Genomic DNA, 15723 nt, shown 5'->3' on the forward strand with positions numbered 1-15723 from the left:
CTATTCTTCGTAGCTTTCTAAACGAGCATCGAAATCTTCTTCTGACTCATTGAAACGCATCACGTGAATATCTTCTGGTTCAAAGAAAAGCCCCACTTTTCCGCCTTCTGTGGCTTTTCTGGTTGAATGAACCATCCACTCATTATGATCCTCATCGTAACATATGATTTCATAATGAACGCCACGGAATAATTGCGTATCAACGGTCACCACAAGTTTTCCTTTATCAGGTGTTGTGATCGTCAAATCTTCTGGTCGTAAAACAATCTCAACTGGCTCATTTTTACGCATTCCACCATCCACACATTCAAACCGTTTGCCAACAAACTCCACTAAATTATCGTCAATCATTGTCCCATTAACGATATTGCTTTCCCCAACAAAGTCAGCGACAAAATGATTAATCGGTTCATCGTAAATATCAACAGGGGTACCACTTTGGACGATATGGCCTTTGTTCATCACAAAAATTTCATCACTCATTGCTAGCGCTTCTTCTTGATCGTGTGTAACGAAAATAAATGTGATGCCTAAACGTTGCTGCAATTCACGCAATTCATACTGCATATCTGTCCGTAACTTCAAATCTAAAGCCGATAAAGGTTCATCCAATAAAAGAACTTTTGGTTCATTAACAATTGCTCGGGCAATCGCTACACGCTGACGCTGTCCGCCAGACATTTCACTAATTTCTCGTGTTTCATACCCTGGTAATTGTACCATTCGCAAGGCATCTTTCACTTTTGTTTCAATTTCTTTTTTCGGCGTTTTTTTGATCTTTAATCCAAAAGCGACATTATCAAAAACATTCATATGAGGAAACAAGGCATAGTCTTGAAAAACGGTATTTACTTGACGTTTATTGGCTGGAATATCATTGATCCGTTGACCATCAAAATAAATATCCCCTTCAGTGGCATCCACAAATCCTGCTAAAATCCGTAAAATCGTTGTTTTACCACAACCTGAAGGTCCTAACAGCGTATAAAACTTTCCCTGCTGGATTTCAAAACTGACTTTCTTCAGGACTTTCTCATCGTCATATTGTTTCACGACATTTTCAAACGAAATAATATTTTTTTTCACGCATTGATGCCTCCCTGTTAAAAGTGTCATAGGCTCTGTCAGCCCATGTAACTTGCTATTATAAATAAGATTCTGTTGCTACGATCAATATTCTGCTCTTGCCTTTTGAATGATTGATCAGCTGATGAGGCTCGGCGGCTTGATAATACATTGCCTCCCCTTTTTTGGCAGAATACGTTGCTTCACCTAATAATAATGAAACAGAGCCATCGATCACATAGATAAAGGTTTCTGATAATGAGGGTTCGAAGGTTTTATACTCACCATTTTTATCAAAGGTTAAAACAACAGGCTCCATCTCTTTTTCATTGGACTCTGGAATCAGCCATTTTAATTCATAGCCGTTTTCTTCGTCATAATACAGTGTACTGTCTTCATCTTTATAAACGATTTTTTGTTCCAAGCTTCGTTCGCTGAAAAATTCTTCTGGTGTGACTCCTAAAACCTCCAAAATAGTAAAAAAGGTCTCCATCGAAGGCGAACTTAAATCACGTTCTAACTGAGAAATATAGCCTTTCGTCAAATCCGTTCGCTCACCCAGTTCTTCTTGGGTCAAGTTTTTTTGTATGCGCAAATTGCGCAGCTTCTCGCCAATCTCCATCTAACCACCTCAGTTCAATTTATCTTAACGTTTATAAAAGTTTGCTAATACTAAACTACAAGTTTAATTTTACCTTTTCTAGTATACGAAGTTTTCAAAAAATAGCAATAAATTTTTGCAATAAATTTTCATTTTTTTAGTTTCATCTAATACTTTTATACTAGCACTGTTCAGAGGTTTTTGACAAAATAAAAAAGCGCCTGCTATTCAGACACTTTCTCACTTTTCTTAGCAATTTTTAGCGGAATAAAATAATTCACTAACAAGGCAATCCCCATACCAATAAAACTATCTACTACTCGATCAAATGCATAATCGTAAGAGCGGTCAGCAGGGATCATAAAAACAATTGTCAAAAGCGTTGCACAAGCGCCCACGGTTCCTTCTTGATAGCCAAAGCTAGCTAACAAAGCAATCATCACCATAATGATCACTGGAATAAAAATCAATTGTACAAGCTCCGTTTTACCCAGTAAATGAAACACAGCAATCACTGCAATCGACATCATCGCCCCAAGTACATTACCAATAATTCGATGTTTGCCATATTTCAGGGTATTTTCCATATCTTCTCTTAATGTGAAAACCGTTGTAATTGCTGCCACCACATATGTTTCTCTTTGCAAGAGAATACTGACTAAAATACAAAAAAAGACACTTAACCCTGTTTTAAACGTTCGCATACCAATTTTAAATTTCAACAAAACGAATTCCTTTCAACCGATAAAAACTATCTTGCTTCTTATTTTCGGCTTAATACACTTAAGCACGTCCTCCCTATTCTAACTCATTTCCCCCTTATTAAGAAGGGTTCTTCAAGAAGAATTTGCTAAAGATAAAAAGAGAATATGTTATGATAGTAACAATACTACTAAATCTTATTTATTCAACTTCTCGAAAAAAAATAAATGCTTGTTTGAAGCATCCGAGAAGGATAAAAAAGGAGGATCTTATGGAACAGTTTTCTGGATTTACTGTGAAAAAAATAAATGAAATGGTTACTACAACTATAGAAGAAATCAAACTGACTGAACTATCTGAAGGAGATGTGCTTATTAAAATTGCCTATTCTTCGGTAAACTATAAAGATTCATTAGCAACAATACAAAATGGCGGGGTCATTCGTAATTATCCTATGATTCCCGGAATTGATTTAAGCGGGACTGTTTTGTCCTCTAAAGACCATCGGTTTAAAGAAGGACAACATGTTTTGGTGACAGGCTATGGATTAGGTGTAACACATACAGGTGGCTTTGCGGAAATTGCCCGTGTACCTGGAGATTGGGTGGTTCCTTTACCTAACAGCTTAAGTTTAAAAGATGCGATGGTTTTTGGTACAGCTGGATTTACTGCTGCTTTATCTATCCAAGCCCTTGAAAATCATGGCTTAGCTGAAAATAAAGAAGCAACTATTTTGATTACTGGTGCCTCTGGTGGTGTGGGAAGTTTAGCGATTGCTATGTTGAAACAACTAGGTTATAAAAATATCCTAGCCTTAAGCCGCAAAAAATCAGCCATTGAAGCTTTGAAAAAAGTAGGAGCGACTGACGTCCTTCTATTGGATGACTTTATGCCAGAAAAAATCAAACCTTTAGCCAAACAAACCATTGATTTTGCTATCGATACAGTCGGTGGGGATGTAACGGCTGCCCTATTACCTCAACTTCACTACGGTGGCAGTGTTGCTATTTGCGGAAATGCAGCAGGGATCAAGCTGAATACAACCGTTTTACCTTTTATCTTAAGAAATGTCAATTTGTTAGGCATCGATTCAGTCAATGTCCCAATGAAGCCGCGTTTAGCTATTTGGCAGCGATTAGCGACTGATTTAAATGTCAGTCATCATGAACTGACAAACGAAATAGCCTTACCAGAACTTCCAAAAATCTTGGAACAACTGCAAGCAGGCACTCACGTTGGCCGTACAGTCATTAAAATGAATTAAAGGAGCAATGTATACATGAATATTTTAATCACAGCAGGGGGAACCTCTGAAAAAATCGATAACGTCCGTTCCATTACCAATCACTCTACTGGTCGTTTAGGCAAACTCATCGGTGAATCATTTTTATCCAATGGGCATCATGTAACTTACGTGACAACGCCACAAGCTGTTCGCCCAGCTACTGAACCACATTTAACCCTTATTGAAATCGAAACAACAAAAGAACTAGAATCTGCGCTCCTTGATCAATTTCAGAAACAAACATTTGACAGCATTATTCACAGCATGGCCGTCAGCGACTTTACGACTGAAACAACTCTATCAGAAGATACCTTTATCGAAAAACTTGCAGCAACACTAATAAAAGATCAAGCCCTATCCGATTTGACCACCTTAACAGAAGCGCTATACCGTAGCATAGATGAAATTGGTCAAACCATTCAGAATGAAAAAAAAATTCCTTCTGGAACCGATCGCCTCTTGCTTTTTCTGAAAAAAAACCCTAAAATAATTGCAATGCTGCGTGAACAACAACCGCAAGCAGTTCTTGTTGGTTTCAAATTACTAGTTGGTGTTTCAAAAGAGGAATTGATTCGTGTCGGTAAAGGTATTCTTGTTAAAAATGACTGTGATTTCGTTTTAGCCAATGACCTTGAAGAGATTAATGACAAGCAACATAAAGGCATTTTGATTGATAGAGATGGACACACCCAAACCGCTGAAACAAAACCTGAGATCGCTCAACTAATCGTAAACAGCGTTGAGGAAAAATGGAGGGACCGATGATGAAAAACATATTATTAGGTATTTCCGGCAGTATATCTGCTTATAAAGCAGCAGATATAACTAGTCAATTCACTAAGTTAGGTTATAACGTTGATGTCATCATGACCACCAACAGCACAAAATTTATCACCCCATTGACATTACAATCGTTGTCTAAAAACCCTGTCCACACAGATGTCATGGAAGAAATCGCACCGGATAAAATCAATCATATTGAACTGGCAAAAAAAGCCGATCTCTTTTTAGTTGCGCCAGCTTCTGCGAATATTTTAGCCAAACTTGCCAATGGGATTGCTGATGATATGCTGTCTACCGTGGCTTTAGCTTTAAAAGAAGATGTACCAAAATTCATTGCTCCTGCGATGAATACGTATATGTATCAAAACCCTATCACTCAACGAAATTTAGCCGTTTTAAGAGAAGTTGGGTATCAAGAAATCGATCCTAGAGAAGCCTTATTAGCTTGTGGCGACTTTGGTCGAGGCGCTCTGGCAACAGTTGAAGACATTGTTCAAAAAATCAATGAAGTATTAGCGAAATAATTTTGAGGAGCCCTTTATGAAAAATACAAAAACATTTACATTAACAGCTATGTTTTTAGCTATTTTGATTTTACTAGCATCCGTCCCATTCCTAGGATTTATTCCAATTGGACCCATCAATGCCACGACAATGCATATTCCTGTCATTATTGCTTCTATCGTTTTAGGGCCACGAATTGGTGCGTTCTTAGGTGGTGTCTTCGGTATCATTAGTATGATCCGCAGCACGGTTGTTTTATCACCCTTATCCTTTATTTTCTCTCCATTCATCCCTGTAATCGGAACAGATCAAGGGAGTTGGAAAGCAATTATTGTTGCAATGGTTCCAAGAATTTTGATTGGTGTCGTTCCTTACTTTGTCTTTATGGGATTGAAAAAGATCACGAAAAATAAGCCAACCTCACAAACCATCAGCTTGTTTGTTGCAGGTTTTCTAGGTTCAGCGACGAATACGATTCTTGTGATGAACTTGATTTATTTTTTATTTAAAGATGCCTATGCCCAAAGTATTGGAGCCAGCGGTACAGCGATTTATACAGGAATTCTGACTGTTATTTTCACAAGCGGGCTTGTTGAAGCAATTGTTGCGGCAATTGCTACTGTCGCGGTGACTTCGGTATTGCTGCGTTTGGTGAAGAATAATGCGACACAAAAACTGTAATAGATAAATAATGGCGTATAGGATAAACTGTGTGGACGGTTTATTCTATACGCTTTTTCTTTTGTGTCCTATACCATGTGTTCCTTGTTTGCTTGCTGAAACGAGATTTCCACCTAGAATAACCAATACTACTTTATTACTCACTCAGCATAATCAATACATTCAATTTCATAACTATCTAACCTTCTTATTTCTTTTTTCCTCTTCACATTTCTAATCCTATCACTCTTCTTTTGTCTCTTCTCCCATTCTTTCCCAATCGACTTCGTCCAATCTAAATTCATCCTAGAAATATCAAACGTCCCTGAAACTGGATTCCATGCTGTTCCTTTTTCTACTTCGGCTAATCCTGCATCTAAGTTCGCCAACTGTGCTTCAAAATCTGCAAATAAATTAGGAGAACTGGCATTAAAATCGTACAACTTTTGTAGTTTCTCTTCATTCTTTTGGATTGAACGTTGCACGCCCAAATACCGCTGTTCCGTTCGTGGATTGGGTTCTTTTTCTTTATCCATCGTTCGTGTCATATATTGTAGTATGGCTTGTCCTTGCGTAATCTCGGCTTTTAGTTGTTCTTCGATTACATCACAAGTGTCGACGGATGATTGGAATTCTTCGGGAAATTTACTGTGTGCTTCTACAAGTGCTTCACATGCTAGTATAAACCCACTGGCTAAAGGTGGATAGACTGTAGAGAAATAAACTTTCGCTGAGTCGTAGGTTGTCCCTGAAAGTGGGGCATTCATAAAAGCGTCAACGCTATCTTTTAGTTGTTCGCAAAATTGACTGTATTCGTTGGCCATTCGTTTCGCTGCAGCACTTTGCGCTTTGACTTCTCCGATATAAAAATCAAGTCCCATCATGCATCCTCCTGCTCTTCATCAACGAATAGTTGTTTGCGCTCAATATATAATGCTTCTTCTTTGTTTCGCAGGTTGAATTCTTCTTTTACCAAGCGCTCTGCGATATCTTCTAGTCTTTGTCGTTCGTATTGATGGAAACTCTTGGCTTCTTCATCTAGCTCTATGAAATGACTGATATAGCGGGAACCTTGATTATTTTCAATCAATTCTTGATAATAGCGTTGTTCTTGTTGGTGGATTGAAAAATAATCAGCTTCCAACTCTTCTAATTCTCTAATTTCACGACAGATGTTTTCTTGCTCCATAGCAACCTGTCGCAACTGTTGATTAATTTTCAATTCTTTTTCTTGTACATTCATCAACGATTGCCACCTCCAACAGATGGTGAAAATAGTGGAAAATCAAATACTTCTTTGATTTGTTGATCAATCTCATTGAATTCTTTTGCTACTGAATGAATATTATTCCCATCGCGGGCAATCGCATTTGATACACGTAATCCTCTGCTATGAATGCATGACAAACTATTTTTTGCCTTATTATTTCCACTCACTGTGGTTCGTTCAGCTTTGCTTGTCGTTTGATTAACAGATGCAAAACCACTTGCTACTTGACTAAATTGTGTAGAAACGCCTCCTGCTATGGTTAAACTACTTTTGATTCCAGTCATTATACAAACTCCTTTACACTGTTTTCCTCTTTTGTAACTTAAAACTCCTCATCCTCTATTTTGACATATTTTCACACCAAATAGTTATCATATTTTTCTTTGAGTAACAAAAAAATTGCAAATCTAAGACTTGCAATTTCATTTTATTTTTAATATAAAAAGTAAAATGTCGGAAAAATACTCACTCACTACGGCATTTTTAGGATCATCATATTTTTTAGAAATTAAAAACAAATACAAAAAAAGAACAAAAAAATAAGATTAAGTTAGAAATTTAAAATTTTGATATCCTAAAAGGAGAATTCTCTATATTTGATGACACAGGAAAAAAATAATTTTTTTTGTTATTTTTCCTTATATATAAGGGGGTTGGTTTTGGTGTTATTTAATCTGTGATTCCTCCGAATTCCGTTGCGGAGAGTCTGGTCTTTCTGTATAATATAAGGCATAGGATAGAGATTAGAAACGTTGATTGCTTTTGATTGATGTTTCAGACAAATAAATAAAAAAATTGGCACTTCAATCGTTCGGCGGCAACCTTACGATCGAAGCCTTGTTAAGACACCGTTAACTGTCCAAACAAGTTGCCAATAGTGCTAGCAACATGTACTAGCTTCTTTATTGTACCTAAGTTAGGTTGAGATTTCTATATAAATCTTTTCTTTTTTATGTATGATTGGTTGGTTTTGTATATGGAAATAGACTATTGTCGACGGTATTGGGCATCTGCTCAATGCCGCTTTTTTCTGTCCTATAACTACTTTTGAAGGGAGGTATGGTTTTAAGAATCGATGAAAAACTGGATAAAACAAAAAAGGCACTTCACCATTTGGCGGCAACCGAATGATGAAGCCTTGTATAGAAATCCGTAACATCTCTACACAAGTTGCCAATTTGCTAGCACCGAAGCACTAGCTTCTTTATTGTACCTAATTTTCGTTTGGAATTCTAGTTTGTTTTAGAATTTCTTAGGGATATTGATTTGGTTTGATGGGGAATCTTTTGGTTTTGGTTTGGTTGATTGATAACGGTATTGGTAGTTTAGATCGAGAAAAAATCGGATTTTTCTCGCTGATTACTTTAGTATCGTTTTTTGTTTTGTCTAAAAGGAGGCCGTGCAAACTTGATCAATCGGCTGCACGGCGGAGAAAATGGTTGCTTAAGTCAATTTGAAGTATAAATAAATGAATAGCAGGCGGGAAAAAGTCGAATTGGTGCTCTTTCTCGACCTCTTAAAAGGGAGATCAGGAGAATGGAAAAACAAGCGCAGAATTTAAAGGCGGTTACTTATCAGGATATTATCGAATTAAGAGATTTAATGGAAAAGATAGCTTCATGGCAGGAACCTTTGGCGATTTTAGATCATTTTTTTGCTTTTCGGACTGGGCCGATTAATAAGAAACGAATTGTTAAAGAGTATTATGCACGGGCGCAGATGTTTCATGCTTTTTATGAAGATTATAATCGGTTGATTGAGATTGGGGATGAATTGGTGTTGGAGATGGTTAGGGCTGAGAAGGTTGAGACTGGGTTTGAGGTTAAAAAGATGGATTTGGGTTAGATTGCGTATGTTTTAAAAGAGGATGGAGATGATCCATCCTCTAATGAACAATATTATTATGTAAATTTATTTATCGATATTACCTATATCCTTAAACTCATAAGGTACTACTTTAAAAGTTCCGTCTGTATTCTCTGAGACTATCATACCTAATCCAAGAATTTGATTTACACCTTTCTTTTTCCAGTGTAGAATTCCAATGGGAATTTCATGATACAAATTAAATCTAGCTGCTTCAATATCACTTTTCTTTCTATTATCTTTTTCGCTATTAGGCGGCCTCATATCAATAGAATCAAATATTCCTTTTTCTTCATCCAACCAATTGATTTGAGGACCATAATTTTCATCTTTTTCAGTAGCTTGATAAGATAGCATATAATCTCTTCCTTTAGGTTTATAAAATCCTCTTATCAAGTCATGCATGATATGGTTAGCATCGACATACTTATCTGGTAAAACTCTTTTTTCATCAATACCTTTAATTTGCTTTTTACCATAAATTACTTGCCCCTGTAAAGCTTGAAATTTTAATAAAATCTGCCTATGTGTCTCTTCATCCATAAAAAAATCAACTCCTGACTTATTTATTTCTAACTGCCAAATTATTCTTTCTAAATTTGCTTGAGCATCGCTTTTCTTTAGTTCACATTCCCATATAATTAATACATTCCAGCCTAAATCTTCTAATTCTTTATAAACTTTAGCATCTCTTTCAACATTGCGATTTAGTTTTTTTATCCAATATTGTTGATTAGATTTAGGAAATCTAAATCTGGGACATCCCTGATGACAATGCCAAAAACAACCATTAACAAAAATTACTGTATTGTATTTATTTAGAACTATATCAGGTTTACCAGGAAGATTTTTTACATTTTTTCTATATCCAATTTTATTGAAACGAAGAAACTTTCTAACTATTTCTTCTGGTTTGCTATTTGTACTTCTTATTTTTGACATGTTCCAACTACGTTTTTCTTTTGATAGATGATCAGTCATTTTTGAATTCCACCTTTTACACTAAACGGTCAGCTCATCTGAATAAACTAAATAATAACTTAAAGTAAATCATCCAGAAGATTTCTTATCTTTGGCCTCTGGAAATTATTTTGATTATAAGCTCTCTCTATTTTTTCTTGAACATCAATTTTCCACTTTTCAAAAGCATTTGTCTCCGCTAATTCAATCTTAAAATTTTGATTATCAATTTTAACTATTTTTAAAGAGTCAACACCTAACTCGATTAATCTACTCATAGTTAAAAGCTGTCTGGCCTGTAAGTCAAATACATCATGTAATATCCACTTCCCTAAAATGCTCTGTGGATTAGTTTGCAAGCTTTTCCCATTATCTTGCGTAATGATGGCATTAATTATTTTCCCATCTGGCAAATGTAAACTAAAATAATCCGAAGCATTTCTTTCTCTTTTATCAAGTGCATTAAACCCAAAAAAATTTGGAAATACATGATGTATCCATGCAGGAATCGGAACATAAGCTTCAAAATCAGGCCTGTTAGTATTAGATCCCTTGTTTTTAGGTGCTGCATTCCATGCATTAAATCCTGATTTTTCATTTACTTTCCAATCATTATCAGAATAAATCGGTAAATAAATAGTTTCCTCAACCTTTGGCTGTTCTGATAACGTAGGTAATTGTATCATTTTTATTAATTCAAAAGGATCGTCAAATTGAAGAATAGGTACTTTAGTTATGATTTGAGGCTTCGAGGCATCAAACTCCTCAAGTAATACACTTTTACTTACATAAAACTTGTAATTCCTTATACCATCAGTAAATATGAAAGTTTTTCCATCTGATTTTATCAGTTCCAAAGAATCTAACTGTACTAAATCATAATTACTTTCAACTATATTCATTTCGTTATCGTTTCTTGTAATGTAATGGTAGATGTCTTTTTTTGTATTATACAGTCTTTTATCCAATAAAATTCTGTCATTTCTCAACTGAGATACTTTTTGAATAACATCTTCCGGAGAAGCTTGATCAATCAATGGACGAATTTCAATTGGTGCTAGTTTATTAAATTCAGCTACTTTTTGATATGTCTTATCTCCAGTATGGATCCACGTTTTTAGTCCAACTCCTACATTTTCACCATTAAATTTAGCTAAAGCATCAAATGCAGAATCTTTTCGCGTTAGATCTTCTACACTAAAAACTCGCGCATAAAGTTGCTCATGGTTTCTATAATACAAATACGGTTTTTTTGCATTCGCTCCCTCTTGATTGTCCTTAAATAGCCCAGACAATGCCCCAAAAATTTTAAGAAATTCAATATATTCTTCTTGTTCCTCTCGAGAAAACTTGTTCCAGACAATCCCAGCCATATAATCTTCCACCTTTTAGTTTTCAAACTTTGATTAATATATTTAATACAATTAATCATATCATTTTAATATGTAAAAAAAAAGAGGCACAATCTGCACCTCTTAATATAATTCTCAAAAATTTGCATTAATCGAATAAAATTCATGTTGTCCATTACGCTTTACTAATCTAGTATACTCTTCATCTGATAACAAAGGTAAAGTTGTCTCATTCTCTATATACAAAAGAGCATCTTCATAGGCATCAAAATATTTTTCAACAAATGACTCTCCCCAACTTCTTTCATACATTTTTGTATAAATTAAAGCAAACTTACCACTTTTTTTAGCGGCTGAGCTTTCTTTACCTCTTAGAGCTTTTTCAATATTGTTTGCAATTCTCTCTATAACACTAACTACTACACTATTTCCAGCTTGTTTGTATAATTGTCCATCAGCAATTTTAGGAAGATTGTAGTGCGTAGGATAACCTTGTACATTGAATGTTTCACGTGGGGTCAATTTTCTAATCCCTGTATCAGATAAAATTAATGGTACATTATGACCACCCATCCCCATATTTGCAGTTAACGTTGGAACAACACCGTTCTTATTCTCACGCACATATTGTCGTCTCCATTGATAGACTGTATCTTGACTAACTATATCCTTTTCTAGTTCATCATAAAAAGTAGGATTTTTTTCTTTTGTATAATAGTATTTTTCGTCTACTTTTTTCTTAAAATCGATATATTTTGTCAAAGGATTTGTCAACTCAATTTTTTCAGGAAATTCAAACAAATCATACGATTCTTTAGAAAGAAAACCAACTATATAAATACGTTCTCTATTTTGGGGAATATTTCCATAATCTTTTGCATTCAAAACTTTCCATTTAACATAGTAACCATTTTGTTCAAGACCTTCACGAATGACTTTGAATGTATTTCCATGATCATGAGTAACCATATTTTTTACATTTTCTAAAAAAACCACTTTTGGTTTTTTTTGAACAATTATTCTCAGTGTTTCGAAGAATAAACTTCCACGATCGTCTTCAAAACCCTTTCTATAACCGGCAACACTAAAAGGCTGACAAGGAAAACCTGCAAGAAGAACATCTGCATCCGGTATATTTTTTGCATCAATATCTCTAATGTCCTTTAACTCCACTTTTAAATCAAAATTGCTTTCATAAGTTGACTTAGCATTTTTGTCAAACTCATTTGCATAAACCACGTCAAACTTTCCTGATTTTTCAAAACCAAGATCAATTCCTCCAACTCCCGCGAAGAAACTTATGACTTTTCTAGTTTTGCTCATAATCATTCCCCTTTACTAAAATTACTAAGCAATTATAACATACCTTTAAATAAATGTGGGAAATAAACCAAACGTATTTTCGTATTAAATGTACTTAAGCTCGTATTCATAATTTTATCTAATACCCAAATCTAACTCTTAAGATTTAAATTAGGTAACCCTTTCATTACAGACTCACTCAAATCTTCAACAGATTTTACATAAAGCTCTTCAAATCGTTGTTCGTCTTCATCACGATACCCTTCAAATAAAACTTTATCAATATTCTCTTCATTAAAATATAAAACTTGTTCAGGGTTCATGCCGATAGGATAAACACAGCCTGCAAAATCATATAAACATGATATTCCTTCTTTTTCTATGATAGGTCCTCTATTGATTATCATTACTCTAGCTCGTCCATCTTTTAAATATACAATTGTTCCTAATGATTGCAATATTCTTTCTCTCAGTTCTTGATGATTTCGTTAACTGCTTTACTTATTACTTAAATTCATTATTTTAACATCATATTTTATAGGCATTTGCATCGTTTGATTGGCAAATATAAGAAACGTATAAACCATCAGAAATATCCCTAACGCTATTAGATTCCCACCAATTATAAACATCTTAAACAGTTCTAATTGTAGTGTTGACAATGATCAAAAGATAGATAATTGGAACAATTATACCCAACGTTAAAATATTACTCATAAAATAAAGAATACAAAAATAGACGATTTAGAAAATTTCCATTCTCCAAATCGTCTATTAAAGGTATCAACTTATTTTTGAAGCTCAATCAAACTCTTCACATCTTTTGGATTACCCACATCCACACTTACAACTTTAACATTGTCTAAAATATCTTGTGTCATCTTACGCACAAATTCAGGATTTTTCGCATTTTCCGCTCCAATTTGCCAGTGACTTGGTACTGGATAAACATTGATAGTTCCATTATGATTGCTTGTATAAACTATTTGCCCCTCTGCACTGATCGCTCCATAAAGTACAGTTACTTCTGCCGGATACGTTGCACCTCCAACATCGTAAGGATTAATTGGGCTACCAGCTGACTCTTTTCTGACACGTAATTCAGTCGGTTTCACCCCGATCATCGTCAACCAAACTCTGGCATATTCAATCTGATCATCAGAATACCCTGCTAATAATTTATCTTGTTCAGAAGATTGCTGTGTTGCTTGTGCTTTCGCTTTTTCTACTGCTTTTGCTACTTCTTGCTCCGCTGCTTCTTTTTGACGTGTTAAAGCATCTAATTGATTACTTGCATCAATCACTGCTTTTAACAGTACTAATTTAGCATTGAATGTCGTTTTTAAATCGTTGTTTTTCACTTTTTCTATTTCTTTACTTAGTGTATCATAATCACTTTGTTTAACCGATGTTTTAGGAACATTGCCTTCAAATACATCATTCAGTAATTTGTTAATCTGATCAATCTGTTCAACTTGGCTATTTGCGTTCTTTATAATCGAGTTAATCGCTTCTTTCCACTTTCCCTTAAATTGTTCATTCTTCTCGACCAGTTCTGTTACTTTTGAAATTCTATCTTTCGTTAGGTTTGCTGAAATTGGTAGTTGATCCTTTACTTCATTTCCTTGGATCGCTTTTTCTCCTGTTATGAAAAAACGATTCACGTCTGTTTGAATAGCCAATTTTTCATTAACAAGAATCAGTTTTTCTTGAAGTTGTTGAACATTTTTTTCAGCTGCTTTTATCTTTGCTTCTGAAGTTTGTACTTCTTTGATTTTGACTATCTTTTCTTGTTTCTTTTGAAGCTCTTTTTTGTACTCTTGGATGGTTTCCAATTTGATCTCTTTACTTAAAAAATCTTCTTCCTTGTCACTTAAGGATGCAACTTTTTTATACGTCACACCATCTTTGGCTGTATCTTTTTCGATTTTAGCTAATTCGGTTTGTGCCGTTTCTATTTTCTTCTTTTCATTTGCTTGTTTCTGGAACACAATCAAACCAATAATAAGGATTGCAACTAATGCAATGCCCACAGAAATCCCCAAAACTTTTTTCTTCATTTCCCAACCGCTCCTGTCTGTTATTGAACATATTTTATTTTTCTACCCATAAATAGTTTAACACAATTATAATTTTTTTCATTTTAAATACAATTTAATTTTTATTCTAACAATAAAAAAAGAACGTCCTTTAATTGGTCGCTCTTCATTTGAAAGAGTATTAGTAACTGTTCAGTTATTTATTGTTTAACAGCCTTAATCCGCAATCGCCGATAATCTGCTTCCCAGTGATCATCCTTAAATAAAGTATCACCTAAACAACTAATAAATAAAATTAGAGCAATTAAAGTAAAAGGACTCAAAGAAGATTTAAAAAGTACACGTCCAAATACATAGTATATAACTACTCTTAAAATCCTGAATATCTCACTTTTTTTAGTTTTTTCCTCAGAACTCTTATTTTTAAGATACGGCCACCTGTACCACTTCCAAGCCTAACAGAGGTTATCTTAATTATTATTCTCCGTACCATTCTTCTTTATAGTAGCCATACATTTCTCTAAATTCTTCTGAGTATTTTATCACTAGTTTATTTTGAATTCTTAAATCAGCTTTGAAGCTGATATAAGTAGGTAGCAAAGAAATAATTATCATAAAAAATGCCCCCGCAATTACAATTAACGTCATACTTACCCCTAAACCATTTATTGAATCATTGATACTGTCTTTATCTATCCAACTTTTATTTATTCTGTATAAATGAACAATTACTAACCCTAGAATCATTATTATTCCAGCCATTTTTACCAAGAGAGAAAGAATCTTATTGGTTTTATACTCTTTTCCAAACGTTAAATTAATATATTCTATTAACATATTCTTTTCCACTATGTAACATAGGTATAAACAAGTAGGCACATAGATAATTATAGTAACCAAATGAATAATATAATTAGAATCTACAGTTCCTATGGAACCACAAATATAAGATAAAAATAAAATTTTCAAACTAGAATATATAAACTCTTTATAACCATAGTTTTTAAGAAAGTGTCTACTTTTAAAATATGAAAATAGTGATATTAAAATTAAACTTGTGGCTGTTGTTATTGCTATAGTTCTAGAAAACACTGTTGTTACTAAATTATCTTTAGCACTTGTGTAGGACAGTATCATCATAATAGGCATAAACAAACTTATTGCTAAAAAACCTATCTTTTTTATTCTAATTGGAAATTTTGCATTAGAATCGCCTTTAATTAAATAGTCAATTTTATTTCGATCTATTTTCACATACGCCTCTTCAAAACTAATGTTGCTAACATAGTCCTCTATTTTTTTCATAAATCCGCCTACTTCATTGTATTTTACCA

Annotated in this window: 17 protein-coding genes; 5 read left to right on the forward strand and 12 right to left on the reverse strand. The window is 34.3% G+C overall.

The window, feature by feature from the left end; all coding sequences use genetic code 11:
- The 3 genes from BCR23_RS07700 to BCR23_RS07710 form a co-directional block, all read right to left on the reverse strand.
- Entirely contained in the window at positions 1–1086 is a 1086-nt protein-coding gene (locus tag BCR23_RS07700) for an ABC transporter ATP-binding protein (RefSeq protein WP_069634906.1), read from the reverse strand.
- A gap of 58 nt (positions 1087–1144) precedes the next feature.
- Positions 1145–1687, reverse strand: coding sequence for a helix-turn-helix domain-containing protein (locus BCR23_RS07705; protein ID WP_069634907.1), 543 nt, complete (start codon positions 1685–1687; stop codon positions 1145–1147).
- A 203-nt stretch (positions 1688–1890) separates the two neighbouring features.
- On the reverse strand, positions 1891–2388 hold the full coding sequence (locus BCR23_RS07710) for an FUSC family protein (RefSeq protein WP_083241918.1): 498 nt from the start codon (positions 2386–2388) through the stop codon (positions 1891–1893).
- Between the two features lie 251 nt (positions 2389–2639).
- Here BCR23_RS07710 and BCR23_RS07715 point away from each other — a divergent pair, with 251 nt between their 5' ends.
- Genes BCR23_RS07715 through BCR23_RS07730 form a run of 4 tightly spaced genes read left to right on the forward strand, consistent with a single transcriptional unit; the run spans position 2640 to position 5621 of the window.
- Entirely contained in the window at positions 2640–3632 is a 993-nt protein-coding gene (locus BCR23_RS07715; protein WP_069634908.1) for an oxidoreductase, read from the forward strand.
- Between the two features lie 15 nt (positions 3633–3647).
- Positions 3648–4418, forward strand: a complete 771-nt coding sequence (coaB, locus tag BCR23_RS07720) for a phosphopantothenate--cysteine ligase (protein WP_069634909.1) — start codon at positions 3648–3650, stop codon at positions 4416–4418.
- Positions 4418–4960 carry a phosphopantothenoylcysteine decarboxylase gene (coaC, locus tag BCR23_RS07725; RefSeq protein ID WP_141706712.1) on the forward strand — a complete coding sequence of 181 codons (543 nt, stop codon included), beginning with the start codon at positions 4418–4420 and terminating at the stop codon, positions 4958–4960. Before coaB ends, coaC begins: the two co-directional genes overlap by 1 nt.
- Before the next feature lie 16 nt (positions 4961–4976).
- Positions 4977–5621: an ECF transporter S component gene (locus BCR23_RS07730; protein ID WP_069634911.1), complete on the forward strand. Its 645-nt coding sequence runs from the start codon at positions 4977–4979 to the stop codon at positions 5619–5621.
- Between the two features lie 140 nt (positions 5622–5761).
- Here BCR23_RS07730 and BCR23_RS07735 read toward each other — a convergent pair whose 3' ends face one another.
- The 3 genes from BCR23_RS07735 to BCR23_RS07745 are packed head-to-tail and all read right to left on the reverse strand — an operon-like array spanning position 5762 to position 7154.
- On the reverse strand, positions 5762–6481 hold the full coding sequence (locus BCR23_RS07735) for a T7SS effector LXG polymorphic toxin (protein WP_069634912.1): 720 nt from the start codon (positions 6479–6481) through the stop codon (positions 5762–5764).
- Positions 6481–6843, reverse strand: coding sequence for a DUF3958 family protein (locus BCR23_RS07740; RefSeq protein WP_069634913.1), 363 nt, complete (start codon positions 6841–6843; stop codon positions 6481–6483). Before BCR23_RS07740 ends, BCR23_RS07735 begins: the two co-directional genes overlap by 1 nt.
- Positions 6843–7154, reverse strand: a complete 312-nt coding sequence (locus BCR23_RS07745; protein ID WP_069634914.1) for a TIGR04197 family type VII secretion effector — start codon at positions 7152–7154, stop codon at positions 6843–6845. The genes BCR23_RS07740 and BCR23_RS07745 overlap by 1 nt, the downstream gene beginning before the upstream one ends.
- Positions 7155–8406: 1252 nt before the next feature.
- Between BCR23_RS07745 and BCR23_RS07750 the strand changes: the two genes are divergently transcribed.
- Positions 8407–8715: a hypothetical protein gene (locus BCR23_RS07750; RefSeq protein WP_069634915.1), complete on the forward strand. Its 309-nt coding sequence runs from the start codon at positions 8407–8409 to the stop codon at positions 8713–8715.
- Between the two features lie 66 nt (positions 8716–8781).
- Here BCR23_RS07750 and BCR23_RS07755 read toward each other — a convergent pair whose 3' ends face one another.
- The 6 genes from BCR23_RS07755 to BCR23_RS07780 form a co-directional block, all read right to left on the reverse strand.
- Positions 8782–9717 (reverse strand): very short patch repair endonuclease, encoded by a 936-nt coding sequence (locus tag BCR23_RS07755; protein WP_069634916.1) that lies wholly within the window; start codon positions 9715–9717, stop codon positions 8782–8784.
- A 59-nt stretch (positions 9718–9776) separates the two neighbouring features.
- Positions 9777–11069, reverse strand: a complete 1293-nt coding sequence (locus BCR23_RS07760) for a phospholipase D-like domain-containing protein (protein ID WP_069634917.1) — start codon at positions 11067–11069, stop codon at positions 9777–9779.
- Between the two features lie 114 nt (positions 11070–11183).
- Positions 11184–12377, reverse strand: coding sequence for a DNA cytosine methyltransferase (locus BCR23_RS07765; protein WP_069634918.1), 1194 nt, complete (start codon positions 12375–12377; stop codon positions 11184–11186).
- A 125-nt stretch (positions 12378–12502) separates the two neighbouring features.
- Positions 12503–12808: a DUF4176 domain-containing protein gene (locus tag BCR23_RS07770; RefSeq protein WP_069634919.1), complete on the reverse strand. Its 306-nt coding sequence runs from the start codon at positions 12806–12808 to the stop codon at positions 12503–12505.
- 330 nt (positions 12809–13138) lie between these two features.
- Positions 13139–14410, reverse strand: a complete 1272-nt coding sequence (locus tag BCR23_RS07775; RefSeq protein ID WP_069634920.1) for a hypothetical protein — start codon at positions 14408–14410, stop codon at positions 13139–13141.
- A gap of 456 nt (positions 14411–14866) precedes the next feature.
- Entirely contained in the window at positions 14867–15694 is an 828-nt protein-coding gene (locus tag BCR23_RS07780) for a hypothetical protein (RefSeq protein ID WP_141706713.1), read from the reverse strand.
- Between the last annotated feature and the right edge of the window lie 29 nt (positions 15695–15723).

It is taken from the genome of Enterococcus quebecensis (genome assembly GCF_001730365.1).
In the GTDB taxonomy this organism is placed as follows: domain Bacteria; phylum Bacillota; class Bacilli; order Lactobacillales; family Enterococcaceae; genus Enterococcus_L; species Enterococcus_L quebecensis.

Coding starts and splice junctions, on each gene's coding strand:
- BCR23_RS07705 (WP_069634907.1), bottom strand. CDS start 1,687: ATGGAGATTGGCGAGAAGCTGCGCAATTTGCGCATACAAAAAAACTTG.
- BCR23_RS07715 (WP_069634908.1), top strand. CDS start 2,640: ATGGAACAGTTTTCTGGATTTACTGTGAAAAAAATAAATGAAATGGTT.
- coaB (WP_069634909.1), top strand. CDS start 3,648: ATGAATATTTTAATCACAGCAGGGGGAACCTCTGAAAAAATCGATAAC.
- coaC (WP_141706712.1), top strand. CDS start 4,418: ATGAAAAACATATTATTAGGTATTTCCGGCAGTATATCTGCTTATAAA.
- BCR23_RS07730 (WP_069634911.1), top strand. CDS start 4,977: ATGAAAAATACAAAAACATTTACATTAACAGCTATGTTTTTAGCTATT.
- BCR23_RS07735 (WP_069634912.1), bottom strand. CDS start 6,481: ATGGGACTTGATTTTTATATCGGAGAAGTCAAAGCGCAAAGTGCTGCA.
- BCR23_RS07740 (WP_069634913.1), bottom strand. CDS start 6,843: ATGAATGTACAAGAAAAAGAATTGAAAATTAATCAACAGTTGCGACAG.
- BCR23_RS07745 (WP_069634914.1), bottom strand. CDS start 7,154: ATGACTGGAATCAAAAGTAGTTTAACCATAGCAGGAGGCGTTTCTACA.
- BCR23_RS07750 (WP_069634915.1), top strand. CDS start 8,407: ATGGAAAAACAAGCGCAGAATTTAAAGGCGGTTACTTATCAGGATATT.
- BCR23_RS07755 (WP_069634916.1), bottom strand. CDS start 9,717: ATGACTGATCATCTATCAAAAGAAAAACGTAGTTGGAACATGTCAAAA.
- BCR23_RS07760 (WP_069634917.1), bottom strand. CDS start 11,069: ATGGCTGGGATTGTCTGGAACAAGTTTTCTCGAGAGGAACAAGAAGAA.
- BCR23_RS07765 (WP_069634918.1), bottom strand. CDS start 12,377: ATGATTATGAGCAAAACTAGAAAAGTCATAAGTTTCTTCGCGGGAGTT.
- BCR23_RS07775 (WP_069634920.1), bottom strand. CDS start 14,410: ATGAAGAAAAAAGTTTTGGGGATTTCTGTGGGCATTGCATTAGTTGCA.
- BCR23_RS07780 (WP_141706713.1), bottom strand. CDS start 15,694: ATGAAAAAAATAGAGGACTATGTTAGCAACATTAGTTTTGAAGAGGCG.